Here is a 19883-nt window from a genome sequence, read left to right as displayed (position 1 = left end):
TAAAAATCAAGATATTATGGCAGACGTTTCGGCTCAATTCGGAATTAAAGAGGCTTTACAACAGCTTGGAATTAAAGATCTAAACCACGGAACTTCAACTGGTTCTAATAACTTTGGTAGCGGAGAAGCAATAGCTTCTTATTCTCCAACAGATGGATCTTTAATTGGAAAAGTTACTACAACTACAAGAGCAGATTATGATAAAGTTATGGATGCTTCAACTACAGCTTTCAAATCTTTTAGAACAATGCCTGCACCACTAAGAGGTGAAATTGTTCGTCAATTTGGAAACAAATTAAGAGATTTAAAAGAGCCATTAGGTAAATTAGTATCTTATGAAATGGGTAAATCTTTACAAGAAGGTTACGGAGAAGTTCAAGAAATGATTGATATCTGTGATTTTGCTGTTGGTTTATCAAGACAATTAAACGGACAAACAATTCCTTCAGAAAGACCAGGACACGTAATGAGAGAGCAATGGCATCCAATTGGTGTTGTTGGTATCATTTCTGCATTTAACTTTCCAGTAGCAGTTTGGGCTTGGAATACAGCTTTAGCTTGGATTTGTGGAGATGTTTGTGTTTGGAAAGGTTCAGAAAAAGCACCAATCTGTGCTGTAGCTTGTCAAAACATTATTGCAGAAATTTTAAAAGAAAATAATTTACCAGAAGGAATCTCTTGTATTATTAATGGAGATTACAAAGTTGGTGAATTTATGACTACAGATTCTAGAATACCTTTAGTATCTGCAACTGGTTCTACAAGAATGGGACGTATAGTTGGTGCAACTGTAGCAGAACGTTTTGGAAAATCTTTATTAGAATTAGGAGGAAACAACGCAATTATTATTACACCAACAGCTGATTTAAAAGTGGTAGTTCCTGGTGCAGTATTTGGAGCTGTTGGAACTTGTGGGCAACGTTGTACTTCTACTCGTCGTTTAATTATTCATGAATCTGTTTACGATAAAGTTAGAGATGCTATTGTTGGTGCTTACGGGCAATTAACTATTGGTAACCCATTAGACGAAAAGAATCATATTGGACCATTAATTGATCATGATGCTGTAAATACATATTTAGCTGCTATTGAAAAAGCTAAAGCTGAAGGCGGAAACGTATTAGTTGAAGGTGGCGTTTTAGAAGGTGAAGGATACGAATCTGGATGCTACGTAAAACCAGCAATTATTGAAGCTGAAAACCATTTCGAAATCGTACAACATGAAACTTTTGCTCCAATTTTATATTTAATGAAATATAGCGGAGATGTTGAAAACGCAATTGATGTTCAAAATGGTGTTGCTCAAGGATTATCTTCTGCAATTATGACAAACGAAATGAAAGAAGCTGAAAAATTCTTATCATTTTCAGGATCTGATTGTGGTATAGCAAACGTGAATATTGGAACTTCTGGTGCTGAAATTGGTGGTGCTTTTGGAGGAGAAAAAGAAACTGGTGGCGGACGCGAATCTGGTTCTGATTCTTGGAAAGTTTATATGAGAAGACAAACTAATACAGTTAACTACTCGGACGAATTACCTCTTGCTCAAGGAATTAAGTTCGATTTATAGTAGAATTTATTTTATAAAAACAAAAAAGCCACCTAAATTTAGGTGGCTTTTTTGTTTTTTGTCGATTCTTTAAATGGTTTTACCGAATTTATTTTAGATAATCGTCTAAATAAATACAAAAATTGTAGCTTTAATAGAAATAAACCAATAGCTACACTAAAATGAATAAAAAATCATCTTATCTATTAGGTATCATTTTAACCATAATAATCGGTTGTTTTCTTCAGTATTTCTTATGCTGTAAAAACTGTAAAGATACATGTCAAGCTAAAAAGGAATCAGAAAAAAATATTGATGTAATTACAGAAACGCCTGTAATTAAACCAACATCTAAAAACAGTTTTAACATTTTAGATAATAGTAGTGGTTTAGCTTTTAAAGCAGATAACAATTTTATTTTTTTAAGAGACAGCTTCAACATTAAAGATTCTTTATCTTCTAATATGGATAATCAAATAGATAAACTAGCTGTTTACTTTAACGATAATTCTAATAAAAGATTAAACATTGAAAGTTTATACAATTCAAACGAAATTAATAATTCTATATTTCCTAATTTAGGTTATGCTCGTGCTAATAGCATTAAAAATTATTTTGTCTCAAAAGGAATGTCTTCTAAACAAATGAATATTTCTGGTCGATTAGATGACAATTTTATATCGGACTCCTTAAATGTATTTTATGGACCTGTTAATTTCACTATTAACGCTTTAAAAGGTGGCAGCAATAATAAAGAACACCTTAAAAATCTTAAAGATAGTTTAGTTGCTAATCCATTAACACTTCATTTTAAAACAGGTTCAAATAAGCTTACACTTTCTAATGTGCAAAGAAAAAAAATAGCCAATTTATTAACCTATGTAGAAAAATCTGATAATGATAAACTTATTGTAACCGGACATTCAGATAATACAGGTCTTAGAGATAATAACATTGCACTCTCATTTGAAAGAGCAGATTTTGTTAAAAATATTCTTATCGAAAATGGTATTTCAGAAACATATATGACTACAGATTCTAAAGGTCCAGATATGCCTATTGCAGATAATACAACTAAAGAAGGTAGAGCAAAAAACAGACGAGTAACCGTAACTATTAACTAACTTAAATATTTAACTATGATTTGGTGCATACTAATCCCATTACTAACAGGTCTAATTTGTGGTATTCTTGGCTACTTATTAGGTAAAATGCTAAATAAAAATGGTCAATTTGACGATTCTGTTTATAAAAATAGAATTTCAAAATTAGAAACAGATTTAGAACTTTGTGAAGCAGCTCAATCAAAACCAAATTCAGGAAACACTACTGCTTCAACAAACATAGCTTCTTCTATGACGCCAGCTACAACAATAGTTTTTAATAGTGATGCTGCTAAAGCTGTTTTTGGAAAAAAAATCAAAGAAAATGATTTAACTGTTGTTGAAGGTATTGGTCCAAAAATTAAAGAATTATTTCATAACCATAACGTAAACACTTGGCAAGCCTTATCTGAATGCTCTTTAGAAAAATGCCAAGAGGTTTTAAACTCTGGTGGAAATAGATATAAAATACATAAGCCAGCTTCTTGGCCTAAACAAGCAGGAATGGCTGCACAAGGAAAATGGCAAGACCTTAAAGATTGGCAAGACCAATTAGATGGCGGAAAATAACCAACCACTTATTGTAAACTAAACCAACCTAAAAATCCGTTTTATTTTTATAAAACGGATTTTTTTATTGGATTAGTGTTTTTAAGAATAAATCTAATCTTTCTTTACAATAGTACTACTTGCTTGTGCAGTACAAAACACTAATAAATCAGCAATATTTACGTGGCTTGGTCTAGAAACTACAAACTGTATAATTTCTGCAATATCTTCGGCTTGTAAAGCTTTAAAACCAGTATATACATTATTAGCAGCTTCGTTACCTTTAAAACGCACTTGAGAAAACTCTGTTTCTACCATTCCAGGATTAACAGCACCAACTTTAATTCCGTATGGATTTAAGTCTATGCGCATACCTTCGGTAATTGCTAAAACTGCGTGCTTAGTAGCACAATACACATTTCCTTTTGGATACACTTCTTTACCAGCACTAGAACCAATATTAATAATATGTCCGCTTTTTCTATGTGTCATTTGTGGAATAATGGCTTTACTAACATAAAGTAAACCTTTTACGTTTATATCCATCATTGCATCCCAATCTTCTGTATTTCCAGTTTGTATAGGATCTAATCCGTGCGCATTTCCAGCATTATTAATTAGAATATCTATTTCACTAAATTTTTCGGGTAGAGACGCTATAGTATTTACAACATCTTCATTGCTTCTAACATCAAAACACAAAGTATGTACTTGTGTTAATTTAGATAAAGCCATTTTTATAGTTTGCAGGCGTTCTTCTCTTCTACCACAAATTATTAGATGAATACCATTTTTAGCAAATTCAAAAGCAGTTGCTCTTCCTATCCCACTTGTTGCTCCAGTAATTAAAGCTGTTTTAGTCATTTTTTAAAACTTTTTACTAAGTTATTAAAAGCAAAATAGACCAAATTGAATATGTTAAAATATTTTTAACCAATTGTTAACAGCTTTGCGCCTTTTTTTTTAATTATTTGCACCTACGAAAAATTTTATTTTATTTCGCCCACAAATTACACAAGGATATGGAAGAAAATGCAACAATAGACATTAAATCTATTAACGAAAAAATTGAAAAAGAAAGTGCTTTTGTAGACTTATTAACACTTGAGATGAACAAAGTTATTGTTGGTCAAAAAGGAATGATTGAGCGCTTACTAATTGGTCTTTTAGGTCAAGGACATATTTTACTTGAAGGAGTTCCTGGATTAGCAAAAACATTAGCAATTAATACATTATCTAAAGCTATAGATGCAAGTTTTAGTAGAATACAGTTTACGCCAGATTTATTACCAGCAGATGTTGTTGGTACGCTAATCTATAATATGAAAGAAAACGACTTTAAAATTAAGAAAGGTCCAATTTTTGCAAATTTTGTATTAGCAGATGAGATTAATCGTGCGCCAGCTAAAGTGCAATCTGCTTTATTAGAAGCAATGCAAGAAAAACAAGTGACTATTGGAGACGAAACTTTTGTTTTAGATAAGCCGTTTTTAGTAATGGCAACTATGAATCCTGTAGAACAAGAAGGAACATATCCGTTACCAGAAGCACAAGTGGATAGATTTATGCTAAAAACAGTTATAGATTATCCAAAACAAGATGAAGAACAACTTATTATGAGAGCCAACTTAAAAGGTTCTTTTGAGAAAGTTAATCCTGTAGTTTCTATTGCTCAAATTAAATCAGCTCAAAATGCTGTTCGTGAAGTTTATATGGATGAAAAAATTGAGAAGTATATTCTTGATATTATTTTTGCTACACGTTACCCAGAAAAATACAGATTAGACGATTTAAAACCGTTAATTTCTTTTGGAGCATCGCCACGTGGAAGTATTAACTTAGCTACAGCAGCAAAATGTTATGCTTTTATAAAGCGAAGAGGTTATGTTATACCAGAAGATGTTAGAGCGGTTGTTTACGATGTATTAAGACACAGAATTGGTATTACTTATGAAGCTGAAGCTGAAAACATTACTTCGGAAGATATTATTACCAAAATTGTAAACGAAATTGAAGTACCATAGTCAGTAATTTAGTCAATAGTACTCAGTAAGTAATTGCTTACTCAAATTATGACTAAAAGAATTACTAACTAACACTGCATACTTTAAAATAATGGATACTAAAGAATTACTTAAAAAAGTTCGAAAAATAGAGATTAAGACAAGGCGTTTGTCTGATCATATTTTTGGAGGCGAATACCACTCGACCTTTAAAGGTCGTGGTATGACTTTTTCTGAAGTAAGACAATACCAATTTGGAGATGATGTTAGAAATATAGATTGGAATGTAACCGCACGCTACAACGAACCTTATGTTAAGGTTTTTGAAGAAGAACGCGAATTAACTATGATGTTAATGGTAGATGTTTCGGCTTCAGAATTATTTGGTACGGATCAACAAATTAAAAAAGAAATTATAACAGAAATAGGTGCAACATTAGCTTTTTCAGCAACACAGAATAACGATAAAATTGGTTTAATTTTATTTACAGATCAAATAGAGTTATTTATTCCACCTAAAAAAGGAAGATCGCATGTGCTTAGAATTATTAGAGAACTTATAGAGTTTAAACCACTAAGTAAGCAAACCAATATTTCTGATGCACTTAAGTTTTTGTCTAACGTAATGAAACGAAAAGCTATTGTTTTTGTTTTAAGTGATTTTATTGCTGATGACTATAAACAAACACTTAAAATAGCAGCTAACAAACACGATATTACTGGAATTAGAGTTTTTGATAAGCACGAAGAAAGTATTCCAAACCTTGGAATGGTGCAAATGCAAGATCAAGAAACGGGTGAGTTAATGTTAGTGAATACCAATTCTAAAAAAATACGTCAAGATTACGCAAACTATTATAGTAACAAAGTAAATTTTTATAAAGATACATTTGCAAAATCTGGTGCTGGCGCTATTAATTGTAGAACAGATGAAAGTTATGTTAAAAAATTATTAGGCTATTTTAAAAGAAGATAATCTCTGGTCGAGCATAGTTGAGACCTATAAATACGATTTTAGATTTATTAATGACAAATTATAAAAATACATATATCAAAAACAAGCAGACTAAAAACTTAGTTCTGTCATTTTTATTTGCATTTATTTATTTCTTCGCATTTAGCCAAGTTAAATCTTCTGTAGACTCTACTTCTGTAAAAATAGGACAAGAAATTATTTATAAAATTGAAGTTGAAACAGATTCTACTAATAGTGTCGTTTTTCCTGAAGGACAAACTTTCTTACCTCTAGAGATGATAGAATCGTATAAAACAGATACGGTTAAAAAAGATGCTAAATTTCAACTTATAAAAAAATACGGACTAACACAATTTGATTCTGGACGCTATTTTATTCCAAAGCAAAAAGTAATAATTGGAGATAAAACGATTCTTCTAGATTCACTTTTAGTAGAAATTAATCCTGTTAAAATTGATACTACAAAACAAAAACTATATGATATAAAACCTATTATTGAGGTTAAATCACCTCGTAGTAATTGGTGGAAATATGTTTTGATAGCATTCTTAATTGCAAGTATTCTTGGGTTTTTACTGTATTGGTTTATTTGGCGTACAAAACCATTAACCGAAGAAGAAAAAATAGCTCTATTACCGCCATATGACAGAGCTCAATTAGCCTTAAAAAAACTTGATGAGTCTGGTTATTTAGAAAAAGAAGCTATAAAAGATTATTATTCAGAATTAACTTTAGCTATTAGAAAATATTTAGATGAGAAAGTTTATGATAAAGCTTTGGAAAGTACTACAGACGAATTAATTTCTAAATTAAATTTACTTAAAGAAGGCAATCAAATAGATTTAAGTCAAGATTCTTTAAAAAACTTAGAATCAATATTAAAACGTGCCGATTTAGTAAAATTTGCTAAATCTGCTCCAGATATTGAATTGGCTAAATTAGATCGTAAAGTAGTAGCAGAAGAAATAGATCACGTAAAAGAGGCTTTACCAGAACCAACAGAAGAAGAGAAATTACTTGACGAAAAATATAAAAAAGAACAAGAACGCAAACAAAAACGAAATAAAGTTATATTAACTATTGCTATTATCTTAGCTTTAATTACAGCAACATTTATTGGTTTTGGAATTAAATACGGTTTTAGATATACTGTAGATACTATTATACAAAAAGACACTAAAAGTTTACTTGAAGGCGAATGGATTACTAGTGACTATGGTTTTCCTCCTATTCATATAGAAACACCAATAGTTTTAAAACGAACTATTTTAGAATTGCCAGAAGAGTATAAAGACAAAGTAAAAACTTCTGTATTTACATACGAATTAAAAGAGAAGTTTACTGTAGTAGCATCCACAACTCAATTTAGTAAACCTAAACAAAACCCTCAAGATCCAAATGCAAAACAGGATGCACCAAAGATTGATGTAGAACAAGCGGTAGAAGGTAGTTTAAAACAAATTGAAGCTAAAGGGGCAAGAAATATTCTTTCTACTAACGAGAAGTTTACAACACCAAATGGTGCTGAAGGTTTAAAAACTGCTGGAACTTTAGAATTACCTATTACAGAAGGCTCTGATGTTTATGTGTATGGTAACTTCACTATTTTAACTTTTGAAGCTGATAAAGATCAAGTGTTACAACAGATATTTATAACCTATTTAAAAGATGACGTTTATTTAAAAGATATTCACGAGCGTATTATAAACTCTTTAGAATTAAAACCTAAAGAAGATAAAAACGATAACTGATGCTAGAAGGAATTACATTTGCTAGTCCATTATTTTTCTGGTTATTACTGGTTTTACCATTAACCATAGTTTGGTATATTCTAAAAAACAAACAACAAACTGCTGAATTAAATATATCTAGCTTAAAAGGTTTTAAGGTAACCAACTCTATTTTACCAAAGTTAAAACATTTGCTTTTTGGATTACGTTTGTTAGCTTTAGGTTTATTAATTACAGCTCTAGCAAGACCACAAACATCTCAAACTACATCAAAAACTAAGACTACAAAAGGAATAGATATTGTAATGGCAATAGATGTTTCAGCAAGTATGTTAGCAAAAGATTTAAAACCTAACCGGTTAGAGGCTTTAAAAAATGTAGCTTCAGAATTCATAAAAGGAAGACCTAACGATAGAATTGGTTTAGTTGAATACGCAGGAGAAAGCTATACAAAAACACCAATTACAACAGATAAAAGTATCATTTTACGTTCTTTAAATGACATTAATTTTAACACATTAATAGATGGAGGAACTGCTATTGGAATGGGTTTGGCCACATCTGTAAACCGCTTAAAAGACAGTAAAGCAAAAAGTAAAGTTATTATTTTACTTACCGATGGTGTAAATAATTCTGGCTCTATAAATCCAGAAATCGCAAGCGAATTAGCTAAAGAATACGGTATAAAAACATATACTATTGGATTAGGAACAAATGGAATGGCTTTATCTCCAGTATCTATTAGACCAAACGGAAGTTTCCAATACGGAAGAACCAAAGTAGAGATAGATGAAGTGTTACTTAAAAAAATAGCTACTACAACTGGCGGAAAATACTTTAGAGCAACTAATAATAAAAAATTAGAACAGATATATAATGAAATTAACAAGCTAGAAAAAACAGATGTGGAAGAAATAAAATTCACATCTTACCAAGAGTTGTTTCGTCCGTTAGTTTATATAGCTTTAATGTTACTTTTATTAGAATTAACACTACGTTTCAGCGTGTTTAGAAGTTTTGTGTAAAAAAAAATAATATAGATATTAATACAAATGATTCAATTTGAAGAAAAAATATGGTTTTGGGTTTTACTTATTATTCCAATATTATGGTTGGGGTTTTTAGTGCTTCAATTTTGGAAAAAAAGAACTCAAAAACAGTTTTCTAACCCAGAATTATTAAAAAAATTAAGTCCTAATAAGTCCTTTTTTAAATCTATTTTAAAAATCTTCGTTTTAAGTTTAGCGTTTGGATGTTTTACGATTGCTTTAGTAAATCCAAAAATGGGAACTAAATTTAAAGATGTTAAACGAGAAGGCTTAGATATTGTTTTTGCGGTAGATGTATCTAAAAGTATGCTAGCAGAAGATATGGCACCAAATCGCTTAGAAAAATCTAAACAATTGGTTACTCAAATTATAAATAGTTTAGCTAGCGATCGTGTTGGGATTATTGCTTACGCAGGAAAAGCATTTCCTCAACTTCCAATTACAACAGATTATGCTGCTGCAAAAATGTTTCTTCAGAATATGAACACAGATATGATGTCTTCTCAAGGAACAGCAATCAACGAAGCTATAGAATTAGCAAAAACGTACTATGATAAAGAACAAGAATCAAATCGCGTTCTAATTATAATTTCTGATGGAGAAGATCATAGTACAGCTTCCGAAGATATAGCAGAAGAAGCGCATGATGAAGGTATACAAATTTTCACTATTGGTGTTGGAAATGTAAAAGGCGGACTAATTCCAATTAAAAGAAATGGTATTGTCCTAAACTATAAAAAAGACAGACAAGGTGAAACCGTAATCACTAAATTAAACGAAGAAACCTTAAAAAGTATAGCTAAAGCGGCTAATGGAATTTATATAAATGGAGCAAGCACTAAAACAGTTGTAGATAGTATAAAAACACAATTAGACCAATTAGACAGAACCGAATTAGAAGCAAGTCAATATGCAGATTTCGAAGACCAATTTCAGTGGTTTTTAGGTCTAGGTTTTATATTTTTACTAATAGATATTTTTCTTTTAGAACGCAAAACAGCTTGGTTAAAAAAATTGAATTTGTTTAATGAGAATTTATAAGTCTTTTAACTAAATACTATATGTTAGTTTCTTAATTTAGATACTCCAAATCCTTAATAATGAAATACTTTTTTACATATATTTTACTTTTTATAAGCATAGTTAGTTTTGCTCAGGACGAAGATCAAACTCAAGAAAAGTTAAACAATAAAACTATTTCTTATATAGCTCAAGCAAATAAGTTAGCAGATTCAAGTTATATTGAAGCAGAGGCTATTTATAGAAAAGCTATTTCTACAAAACCATCAAGCGTAGCAGGCACATCCAATTTAGCTCATAGTTATTATAAAAACAAAAATTATGAAGAGGCTTTATTTCGTAATCAGCAAGCAGCTAAAAATTCATCAGATAAAATAGAAAAACATAAAGCATTTCATAATATTGGAAATATATTAATGAAAAACAAAAAGTGTAAAGAAGCTGTAGAAGCTTTTAAAAATGCACTTAGAAATAATCCTAAAGATGATGAGACACGTTACAATTTAGCTCTAGCACAAGAATGTGCCAAAGGACAACAAGACGAGCCACAGGAAGAAGACGAAAATGGTGATGATAATAAAGACAAAGAGGAAAACCAAGATAAAGACAACAAAGAAAATAACGATAAGAAAGAAGAAGATAAAAGTGATGATGGTGATAAGAAAGATGAAGAAAACAAAGATAAAGATGATAATGGAGATCCTAAAGAAGATAAGAAAAATGAAGGTGACAAAGGAGATCAAGAACAACAGCAGCCACAACAACAAAAAGGTAAATTATCTCCACAGCAAATTAAGAATTTGTTAGAGGCAATGGAAAACGAAGAGAAAAAAGTACAAGAAAAAGTAAATGCTCAAAAAGTAAAAGGAGCAAAAGTACAAACCGAAAAAGATTGGTAAACAAGTAATAGTTTAAACATTGAAGGCCTTAAAACACATACTATTTATTTGCTTTATACTTGGTGCTACAACATTACAAGCACAAGTTAGTTTTGAAGCGCTTGTAAGTAAGAAAAAACTTGGCGTTAATGAACGTTTAAGAGTAGATTTTAAAATGAACCAAGATGGTGATAATTTTAGTCCGCCAAGCTTTGCAAATTTTAATATTGTTGCTGGACCAAATCAATCGGTTAGTCATTCTTGGGTAAATGGAAAAAGAAGTTTTAGTAAAACCTACAGTTACTTTTTAGCACCTAAAAAACAAGGTCGATTTACTATTAAGCAAGCGAGCATTGAAGTTGAAGGCGAAACTTACAAAACAACACCAATAAACATTACTATTACTAAAGCAGTAAAAAAACCAAAAGACAGTAATAGTGCTGACTATATTGCTGATAATAATATACATTTAGTAGCGCAGATATCTAAAACAAAACCATACCTAAACGAAGCTGTTACTGTAGAATATAGACTTTATGTTGCACCAAATACAGGAGTAAGTAATTGGAGAGAAACAGACAGTCCAAAATATAATGGCTTTTGGAGTCAAAGTACAGATTCTAAAACACAAAACGTACAACGTGGTGAATATAATGGAGAAGAATATAGATATGTAGTTTTAAGACGAACAATTTTATATCCTCAAAAAACAGGAGAATTAAAAATAGAGCCTCTAAGTTTAGATATTACCATAGATATACCAACTAATAGACGTGACTTTTTTGGGAATAGGTTAATGCAACAAGTACATAAAACGATTAGTGCAAAAACAAGAGTTTTAGATGTAAAACCATTACCTGAAGAAAACAAACCTGATAGCTTTACTGGCGCAGTTGGAAACTTTAATTTTAAAACAACCTTATCTAAAACAGAACTTAATGCTACAGAATCTTTAACATTAGCATTAGAAGTTGCAGGAAAAGGAAACTTAAAATTATTTAATCTTCCAAAAATAACGTTACCTAGCACTTTAGAAGTTTACGAACCTGAACATTCTGAAAGAATAAGTACCAATTATAATGGAATGCAAGGTCGCATTTCGGATAATTACACTATTGTTCCTCAATACAAAGGAAAATATCCTGTGCCAACAATTAACTTTTCTTACTTTGATCCAAGTACAGAAACTTATAAAACAGTTACATCTAAAGATTTAACCATTAATGTTATAAATGGACCAAATGTTGAAGAGAAAACAACAGCATTAAATAATAACTCTAAAGAAACAGGGAACAATTATACATTTGCCGACATTAAAACAGAAACCGATTTTATAAATAAAAACGCTATAAAATTCTTTAAATCTACCAACTTCTGGATAGTTTTAGTGGTATCACTCTTAGCTATTCCAATAGCATTGTTTATTAGACGTAAAAAAGAAGATTATGCCTTAGATGTAGTTGGTAGCAAAACTAGAAAAGCAAACAGATTATCTAAAAAATATTTAAGTTCTGCTAAAAAATCTTTAGGAAAAAAAGAACCATTTTACATTGCCTTAGAAAAAGCGTTACACAATTATTTAAAAGCAAAGCTTAGAATTGAAACTAGTGAAATGAGTAAAGACAAAATTTCAGATCTCTTAGATAAAAGAAAAGTGGAAAGTGAAACAATCTCTAATTTTATTTCGATTTTAGAAAACTGTGAGCAAGCAAGATATTCTCCATTTACAGATGTTACAATGCAACAAGACTTTAGTAAAGCCGAAAAAAGCATTACAGCTATAGATAAAGAGATTACTTAAACAAAAACTTTATGAAACATATTATATACATATTAATGTTTTGCTTTAGTTTAATATCTACTGCTCAAAACACATCGCTTTTTGAAAAAGGTAATACATTTTATAAAAATGGAAAGTATGCCGATGCCATAAGTGTATATAGTTCAATTTTAAAAACTAATCAACATTCTGCAGAGCTGTATTTTAATCTTGGAAACTCGCATTATAAATTAAATCATATTGCACAAAGTATTTATAACTACGAAAAAGCATTATTTTTAAAACCTACAGATAAAGAGATTAAACAAAATTTAGCATTTGCTAATGCTATGAAAGTTGATGCAATAGAAGTTTTACCTGAAATTGGTTACACTAAATATTTCAATAAATTTACAAGTGTTCTAAAAACCGATACTTGGGCTGTTTTAACTGTAATTTTCTTTGGGATATTCGCAGTATTACTAATCATTTACTATTTTACATTAAGTACCAAAACAAAGCGTATTTTATTTACATCAAGTTTTAGTTTTCTAATATTAACACTTATTACATTAAGTTTTTCTTATTACAAAGACAATCAAGAAACAGCTAAAAGCCCTGCTATTATTTTTGCGAAAGAAACTAATGTTAAAACAGAGCCAAACTTTAAAAGTCAAGATGCTTTTTTACTTCACGAAGGCACAAAAGTAAATGTTTTAGAAACTGAGAGTAATTGGACTAAAATTAAATTAAGCGATGGTAAAACAGGTTGGATTCTAAAAGAAGATTTAAAACAGTTGAGTTTCTTTTAGAAAAAACAAGACAATATGTTATATTTACTTTTTAATTTCTTTTATAGAATATGTTTAAACGTTTACTTTCAATAAGTTTTATACTATTATTTATAGCAACAATATCGTTGCCATCTATAGTATTACTTATAGATGATTCTATAGACATTACATTGTTATTAGATATTTCTGAAGAGGAAGAAGAGAATGAGAAGAATAAAGAATTAGAAATTTTCCAAGTAAACATAGAAAAATCTAAAATATTTCATCAAAATAAAAAACTAAAAAACAAAACAAATTACGTGTTTAAAACATATCCAACACCTTATTTAAATCTAATTTTCCCTCCTCCAGAATTGGTATAGTAATTTCTGTAATTATTTTTTAGCTAATAAAAATTAGCATTTTCCTTATCAGTTTGTAATATAAATTACAAACACAATTTATTTATGTATGTTTAAAACATTAAAACAAGATATCCCATCAAGTATTGTTGTGTTTTTTGTTGCATTACCTTTATGTTTAGGTATTGCATTAGCCAGTGGTGCGCCACTTTTTTCAGGATTAATCGCCGGTATTATTGGTGGAGTTGTCGTTGGGGCATTGAGTGGCTCTAAAATTGGCGTTAGTGGTCCAGCAGCAGGTTTAGCCGCTATTGTATTATCAGCAATAACAGACTTAGGAAGCTTTGAAGTTTTTCTAGTAGCAGTAGTTTTAGCCGGAATAATACAAGTCCTTTTTGGAGTACTTAAATTAGGTATTATAGCTTATTACTTCCCATCTTCTGTAATTAAAGGTATGTTAACTGGTATAGGAATCATTATTATCTTAAAACAAATCCCACACTTTTTTGGCTTGGATAAAAATCCAGAAGGTGGCTGGGATTTCTTTCAAAGTGATGGTCAAAATACCTTTTCAGAAATTCTTAATATTGGGGAATATCTTCAAACAGGTTCATTACTAATTGGATTAATTGGTTTAGCAATTCTATTACTTTGGGATAAAGTATTATCTAAAAAAGGCAAGATATTTACCATTATTCAAGGTCCACTAGTTGCTGTTGCTATTGGTATTATTTTTTATATAATAACAAAAGGTAATTCAACTATAGGTATTGAATCGTCACATTTAGTTAGTGTTCCAGTTCCAGACAGTATAGACTCATTTATAGGTCAATTTAGTTTTCCAGATTTTAGTGCTATAACAAATAGTGCTGTATGGTTAATTGCATTTACTATGGCTTTAGTTGCCAGTCTTGAAACCTTATTGTGTGTAGAAGCAACAGATAAATTAGACCCAGATAAAAACGTAACTCCTACAAACAGAGAACTGTTAGCGCAAGGAACAGGAAATGTAATTTCTGGATTAATTGGTGGGTTACCAATAACACAAGTAATTGTTAGGAGTTCTGCGAATATTCAATCTGGTGGAAAAAGTAAACTTTCTGCAATTATACATGGTTTATTATTACTAGTTTCGGTTGTTATTATTCCTAATTTATTAAATAAAATACCTTTATCTGTTTTAGCTGCGATATTATTAGTTGTTGGTTATAAACTAGCAAAACCAGCAGTGTTTAAAACTATGTGGAATGCAGGATGGAGACAATTTATCCCTTTTATAATTACAGTAGTAATACTTCAATACAACTTGCTATTAGGTGTAGGAATTGGTTTAGCTGTTGGAATTTTAATTACTTTATTTCAAAGTTTTAAAAATAGTCATTTTTTACATAAAGTAGAGGAAAATACAAATAGCGAACATCATGTTAAAATGACATTAGCTGAAGAAGTTACATTCTTTAACAAAGCAACAATCTTAAAAGAATTAGATGCATTACCTAACAACACCTATTTAGAATTAGATGTTAGAAAAACAAATTACTTAGATTATGATGTTATAGAAATTCTTGAGGATTTTGCCTATAAAGCAAAACAAAGACAGATTGACATTAAATTGATATCTGAACGTGGAACAGTTGAAAATCCAGATAGTTTTATTGAGTTTTTTAAACTAAGACCAAAGATTACTTAATTATGAAAAAGCTACTTTTAATTTTAAGTTTAAGTTGCTTGCCATTATCTAACTTTGCTCAAGACAGTGATTTTGGAAATTGGCTAATTTATATTGGAAGCAAGCAATTAAACGAAAAGTGGAATTTGCATCACGAAATCCAATATAGAAATTACAATGCTATTGGAGATTTAGAACAGCTTCTATTAAGAACTGGATTAGGTTATACTTTTAAAGAGAGTAAAGCTAATTTACTATTAGGTTATGGCTACATTTTAAGTGAGAATTACACAACTAGTTCTGACGATAAAACATCTATAAACGAGTATCGGATATTTCAGCAATTTACAACTAAACAAAGCTTAGGTAAATTAAATATTTCTCACCGGTATAGATTTGAACAACGTTTTGTAGAAGATGATTACAAAATGCGTTTTCGCTATTTTTTAAGTCTAAATCATCCAATAATTAAAATAAAAGATGGCGAAAAACAAGTCTATGTTTCAGCATATAATGAAATCTTCTTAAATACAAAATCAAGTGTTTTTGATAGAAATCGTTTGTATGGTGGATTAGGCTATAAATTCAATAAAAAATTAAAAATAGAATTAGGTTATATGAATCAATTCTTTGAAAATTCAGGAAGAGATCAATTAAATATCATCACATTCTATAATTTCTAAACCTTTATAAAATATATTAAAAATGAAAAATCAAGCGATAACAAAAAATATTCAAGATAGTTTAACTCCAGACAATGTATTAACTGATTTATTAGAAGGTAATCAACGTTTTACAACTAATAAAAATGAGGCTGTAGACAATACTGCACTTATTTCTCAAACAACAACTGGTCAATTTCCAAAAGCAGTTGTATTATCTTGTATAGACTCTAGAGTTCCAGTAGAAACTGTTTTAGATCAAGCTATTGGAGATGTTTTTGTTGCACGTGTAGCAGGAAACTTTGAAAATGCAGATATTTTAGGAAGTTTAGAATACTCTTGTAAAGTTGCAGGAAGTAAATTAGTGTTAGTTTTAGGCCATGAAGCTTGTGGTGCAGTAAAAGCAGCTTGCGATGGTGTAGAACTTGGAAATATAACTCATTTATTAAGTAATATTTTACCAGCTGTTAAAAAGTCTTCTGATGAAGTTGATGGCGATTTAGATTCTTCTAACAAAAAATTCGTTGCAAAAACAGTTGAAAACAACGTAATGTTAACTATAGATCGTATCCGTGAAAAAAGTCCTATTTTAAAAGAAATGGAAGATGTGGGAGATATTAAAATTGTTGGTGGTGTTTATAGTTTACAAACTGGAAAAGTAGAAATGATTTAATCAATTTTGAACACCAATAAAAAAAGCGAACTAATTAGTTCGCTTTTTTTATTTATCTATAACTTCTTCTAAAAGAGTTTTTTCATCCTCAACGCTATCTTCATCTGCTTTAATAATATTTGGAAATATTAATGGTGCTAAAGCTTTAACTGGTTTGTAAAGTATAGACTCTTCTAAGTCTTCTTTTTCTACAAAAGGAATAGTGTTATTCATTTTACTAAAAACAATTAATAACACACTTACAATTAATCCAATTTTAAGCGCCCCAAAAACGCCACCTAATAATTTATTTATAATTCCTAAAGCTGCAAAATCAGCTAACTTAGTCAATGCTTTTCCGGCAAGACTAATAACAATAATTATAAGTACAAATGTAATAGCAAATGCAGTTACATTAATAGTTTTTTCGTTCCATTCAGTTTTAGACTGTAATAAATCAGCAATAAAATAACTAAAATGAATTGCGCCATAAACTCCAGCAACTAGTGCAACTAATGAAGCAACTTCTACAAATAATCCTTTAAAAATTCCGCGAACTAAACCAAAACCTAATAATGCAATTAGAATAATATCTAAAACTGTCATAATCTGTAATTTTTGGTAAATATAACCTAACTTTGCGACTTTAAAAACGCTATGGCAAGAGATGAAAAATTAAAGGAACGTTGGCAAACTGTTGTAGATAAATTATCTAAACAATTTGCTGATGGTGACACTTTAGACTTAGATGCAATTATATATTTAATTGGCGTTCAAGAATTAGGTCAATTCGATAAAAAATTCAAAAAAGATCACAAATTAGATTTAATGCATATTGCTATTTGTAAATTACTAATGCCTTATGGTTATTATGAATTAGATTTTGTAGATAAAGATGGTTGGCCACATTATAAAACAATTGCAGAATTACCACATTTAAAAGCAGGAGAACAAAGTGTATTAATGAAAGAAGCTATTGTAAATTACTTTTTAGAAAGTAATTATATTTCATAAAAAACGCTCGAGATATCTCGAGCGTTTTTTATGAATTGGTAACAATATTTATTCGCCTTTAAAATTTGCTTTACGCTTTTCTAAAAACGCTGTAGTTCCTTCTTTAAAATCTGCAGTACCAAAACAAGCACCAAATTCTTCAATTTCTACATTAAAACCATTTACGCCATCTTTAAAATTTGCATTTACAGCTCTTATCGCCTTACCAATAGCAACAGATGAATTACGCATAATCTTACTCGCAATTTTTTCTGCTAATGGTATTAATTCTTCTTGTGCAACAACGTGATTTACCAACCCATAATTTAAAGCTGTTGGCGCATCTAACATACCAGCAGTCATAACCAATTCCATTGCACGACCTTTTCCAATTAATTGTGGTAAACGTTGCGTTCCGCCATATCCAGGGATTACTCCTAAAGATGTTTCTGGTAATCCCATTTTTGCATTATCGCTTGCTATTCTAAAATGAGCACTCATAGCTAATTCTAATCCGCCACCAAGAGCAAACCCATTAACTGCAGCAATAACTGGTGTTTCTAAATTCTCTACAAAATCGAATAATAATTCTTGTCCTTTAGCTGCTAATTTCCCGCCATTTTCTATACTAAAATCGGCAAATTCACTAATATCTGCTCCAGCAACAAAGGCTTTTGTTCCGCTTCCTGTTAAAATAATAACTTTGGTTGTAGCATCTATGTTTGCTACCTTAAAAGCGTTATGTAATTCTTGTATTGTGGCTTTATTTAAAGCGTTTAACTTTGTTGGTCTGTTAATTGTAATGGTTGTTATTCCATTATTAGATTCTGATAAGATATTCTCGTAATTCATAATTTATTCTTTTGGAAAAGTGACTAAAAATGTGGTTCCTATTTGTTCTTTTGTTGTAAAAGTAAGTGTTCCGTTGTAAGTTTCAATAATTTTTTTAATCATTGGTAAACCTAATCCCATTCCACTAGATTTTGTAGTGAATTTAGGTTCAAATATTTTAATAATATTTTCCTCTGTTATTCCTGTACCATTATCTGAAACAGAAATAATTATAGTGTCTTTATTTTCTACTAAATCAACTATAACTTCTGCTGTTTTATCTTTTGGTATGGCTTGAAAAGCATTCTTTACTAAATTAGTAACCACTCTTATTAATTGAGTTCTATCAAATTTAGCTATTATAGTTTCCTTATCACAATTAAAAGTAATGTCGTCTTCACTAAAAATATCCAACGCCAAGTCTACAACTTCTACCATATTAATTTCTTCTTTCTGTTGTGCTGGCATTTTAGCAAAATTAGAAAAAGCACTTGCAATAGAGCTCATAGTATCTATTTGCTGAATTAAAGTTTTAGAATACTCGCTTAACTTAGTATGAATATCTGGATCTTCTGGATTAAATTTTCGTTGAAAACTCTGAACCGTTAAACGCATTGGTGTTAAAGGGTTTTTTATTTCATGTGCTACTTGTTTTGCCATTTCTCTCCAAGCTTGTTCACGTTCTGAAGTTGCAAGTTTCACAGCACTTTCTTCTAATTCATCAATCATAGAATTATAAGAATCTACTAAAGTAGAAATCTCTTCTGTTGTAGTTCCAATATCTATCTTCTGATTACGTTTTTCTAATCTTGTTTGGTTTATTTTATCACTTATGGTCTTTAATGTTTTAGTTATATATTTAGATAAAAAATACGCCAGAACAACTGCTATAAAAAGCATAAAGACATATGTATAACCTAAGCGCTCAAAAAATTCGTATAGTTCTTTTGCTAAAAAATCGTCATTTTCTAAATATGGTAAATTTATTATTGCTAATGGTTTAAAATTCTGATCTGTAATATAACTATAGGACGATTGAAAGTTTGCGCCTGCTTCTTTTCGCTCTACTACAACTCTATGATTTACAGTATTTAATAATTTATTTAAAACCTCAGCAGAAATACAAGTTTCTACTGTGTCTTGAGGCAAAGCTGCTTTAGATGATTTTAAAATAGAACCTTCTAAATCGTATAAATTAATTTGAATATTATGTACATCTGCAACCTTGTGTATTTCCTTTTTAAAGATTAAAGGGATTTTATTTGTTGTAACCTCGTAAGTTGTTTCTCTAATAACAAAAGGATTGTTCACCAACGAGTATCAAT

Annotated in this window: 20 protein-coding genes; 16 read left to right on the top strand and 4 right to left on the bottom strand. The window is 30.0% G+C overall.

Annotated features, from left to right (window positions below; genetic code table 11):
* Nucleotides 1-16: 16 nt before the first annotated feature.
* From ACFDSN_RS00100 to ACFDSN_RS00090, 3 genes are all read left to right on the top strand, one after another.
* Nucleotides 17-1570 carry an aldehyde dehydrogenase family protein gene (locus tag ACFDSN_RS00100; protein ID WP_375237776.1) on the top strand — a complete coding sequence of 518 codons (1554 nt, stop codon included), beginning with the start codon at nucleotides 17-19 and terminating at the stop codon, nucleotides 1568-1570.
* A gap of 161 nt (nucleotides 1571-1731) precedes the next feature.
* Nucleotides 1732-2673: an OmpA family protein gene (locus ACFDSN_RS00095; protein WP_375237775.1), complete on the top strand. Its 942-nt coding sequence runs from the start codon at nucleotides 1732-1734 to the stop codon at nucleotides 2671-2673.
* A 15-nt stretch (nucleotides 2674-2688) separates the two neighbouring features.
* A complete protein-coding gene (locus ACFDSN_RS00090) occupies nucleotides 2689-3222 on the top strand; it encodes a hypothetical protein (protein WP_375237774.1) in 534 nt (177 codons plus the stop codon).
* Between the two features lie 93 nt (nucleotides 3223-3315).
* Here ACFDSN_RS00090 and ACFDSN_RS00085 read toward each other — a convergent pair whose 3' ends face one another.
* On the bottom strand, nucleotides 3316-4065 hold the full coding sequence (locus ACFDSN_RS00085; RefSeq protein WP_375237773.1) for an SDR family NAD(P)-dependent oxidoreductase: 750 nt from the start codon (nucleotides 4063-4065) through the stop codon (nucleotides 3316-3318).
* 158 nt (nucleotides 4066-4223) lie between these two features.
* Here ACFDSN_RS00085 and ACFDSN_RS00080 point away from each other — a divergent pair, with 158 nt between their 5' ends.
* The 12 genes from ACFDSN_RS00080 to ACFDSN_RS00025 all read left to right on the top strand — a co-directional run bounded on the left by ACFDSN_RS00080 (nucleotide 4224) and on the right by ACFDSN_RS00025 (nucleotide 16755).
* Entirely contained in the window at nucleotides 4224-5225 is a 1002-nt protein-coding gene (locus ACFDSN_RS00080) for an AAA family ATPase (protein ID WP_375237772.1), read from the top strand.
* Between the two features lie 91 nt (nucleotides 5226-5316).
* Complete coding sequence (locus tag ACFDSN_RS00075; RefSeq protein WP_375237771.1) at nucleotides 5317-6180, top strand: DUF58 domain-containing protein; 864 nt, start codon at nucleotides 5317-5319, stop codon at nucleotides 6178-6180.
* Nucleotides 6181-6230: 50 nt separating this feature from the next.
* Complete coding sequence (locus tag ACFDSN_RS00070; RefSeq protein WP_375237770.1) at nucleotides 6231-7931, top strand: hypothetical protein; 1701 nt, start codon at nucleotides 6231-6233, stop codon at nucleotides 7929-7931.
* Nucleotides 7931-8935, top strand: coding sequence for a VWA domain-containing protein (locus tag ACFDSN_RS00065; protein ID WP_375237769.1), 1005 nt, complete (start codon nucleotides 7931-7933; stop codon nucleotides 8933-8935). Before ACFDSN_RS00070 ends, ACFDSN_RS00065 begins: the two co-directional genes overlap by 1 nt.
* A 27-nt stretch (nucleotides 8936-8962) precedes the next feature.
* Nucleotides 8963-10000: a VWA domain-containing protein gene (locus ACFDSN_RS00060; RefSeq protein ID WP_375237768.1), complete on the top strand. Its 1038-nt coding sequence runs from the start codon at nucleotides 8963-8965 to the stop codon at nucleotides 9998-10000.
* 59 nt (nucleotides 10001-10059) lie between these two features.
* On the top strand, nucleotides 10060-10878 hold the full coding sequence (locus tag ACFDSN_RS00055) for a tetratricopeptide repeat protein (protein WP_375237767.1): 819 nt from the start codon (nucleotides 10060-10062) through the stop codon (nucleotides 10876-10878).
* A 19-nt stretch (nucleotides 10879-10897) separates the two neighbouring features.
* Nucleotides 10898-12658 carry a BatD family protein gene (locus tag ACFDSN_RS00050; RefSeq protein WP_375237766.1) on the top strand — a complete coding sequence of 587 codons (1761 nt, stop codon included), beginning with the start codon at nucleotides 10898-10900 and terminating at the stop codon, nucleotides 12656-12658.
* An 11-nt stretch (nucleotides 12659-12669) separates the two neighbouring features.
* Nucleotides 12670-13428 carry a tetratricopeptide repeat protein gene (locus ACFDSN_RS00045; protein ID WP_375237765.1) on the top strand — a complete coding sequence of 253 codons (759 nt, stop codon included), beginning with the start codon at nucleotides 12670-12672 and terminating at the stop codon, nucleotides 13426-13428.
* A 50-nt stretch (nucleotides 13429-13478) separates the two neighbouring features.
* Complete coding sequence (locus ACFDSN_RS00040; RefSeq protein ID WP_375237764.1) at nucleotides 13479-13772, top strand: hypothetical protein; 294 nt, start codon at nucleotides 13479-13481, stop codon at nucleotides 13770-13772.
* Between the two features lie 88 nt (nucleotides 13773-13860).
* The gene (locus ACFDSN_RS00035; protein WP_375237763.1) at nucleotides 13861-15441 is read left to right on the top strand and encodes a SulP family inorganic anion transporter; all 1581 of its coding nucleotides are present in this window, start codon (nucleotides 13861-13863) and stop codon (nucleotides 15439-15441) included.
* Nucleotides 15442-15443: 2 nt separating this feature from the next.
* Nucleotides 15444-16103 carry a DUF2490 domain-containing protein gene (locus ACFDSN_RS00030; protein ID WP_375237762.1) on the top strand — a complete coding sequence of 220 codons (660 nt, stop codon included), beginning with the start codon at nucleotides 15444-15446 and terminating at the stop codon, nucleotides 16101-16103.
* 22 nt (nucleotides 16104-16125) lie between these two features.
* Nucleotides 16126-16755: a carbonic anhydrase family protein gene (locus ACFDSN_RS00025; protein WP_375237761.1), complete on the top strand. Its 630-nt coding sequence runs from the start codon at nucleotides 16126-16128 to the stop codon at nucleotides 16753-16755.
* A 48-nt stretch (nucleotides 16756-16803) separates the two neighbouring features.
* Here ACFDSN_RS00025 and ACFDSN_RS00020 read toward each other — a convergent pair whose 3' ends face one another.
* Nucleotides 16804-17340 (bottom strand): CvpA family protein, encoded by a 537-nt coding sequence (locus ACFDSN_RS00020; protein ID WP_375237760.1) that lies wholly within the window; start codon nucleotides 17338-17340, stop codon nucleotides 16804-16806.
* A 51-nt stretch (nucleotides 17341-17391) separates the two neighbouring features.
* On the opposite strand from ACFDSN_RS00020, the gene ACFDSN_RS00015 reads away from it, so the two are divergent.
* Complete coding sequence (locus ACFDSN_RS00015; protein ID WP_375237759.1) at nucleotides 17392-17748, top strand: hypothetical protein; 357 nt, start codon at nucleotides 17392-17394, stop codon at nucleotides 17746-17748.
* 48 nt (nucleotides 17749-17796) lie between these two features.
* On the opposite strand, the gene ACFDSN_RS00010 is transcribed toward ACFDSN_RS00015, so the two are convergent.
* Both ACFDSN_RS00010 and ACFDSN_RS00005 read right to left on the bottom strand, forming a co-directional pair.
* Nucleotides 17797-18579, bottom strand: a complete 783-nt coding sequence (locus ACFDSN_RS00010) for an enoyl-CoA hydratase/isomerase family protein (RefSeq protein WP_375237758.1) — start codon at nucleotides 18577-18579, stop codon at nucleotides 17797-17799.
* Between the two features lie 3 nt (nucleotides 18580-18582).
* The gene (locus ACFDSN_RS00005; RefSeq protein WP_375237757.1) at nucleotides 18583-19869 is read right to left on the bottom strand and encodes a PAS domain-containing sensor histidine kinase; all 1287 of its coding nucleotides are present in this window, start codon (nucleotides 19867-19869) and stop codon (nucleotides 18583-18585) included.
* Nucleotides 19870-19883: the final 14 nt, after the last annotated feature.

Source organism: Aurantibacter sp. (assembly GCF_042094015.1).
In the GTDB taxonomy this organism is placed as follows: domain Bacteria; phylum Bacteroidota; class Bacteroidia; order Flavobacteriales; family Flavobacteriaceae; genus Aurantibacter.
This window is presented reverse-complemented; position numbering and strand designations above follow the sequence as displayed.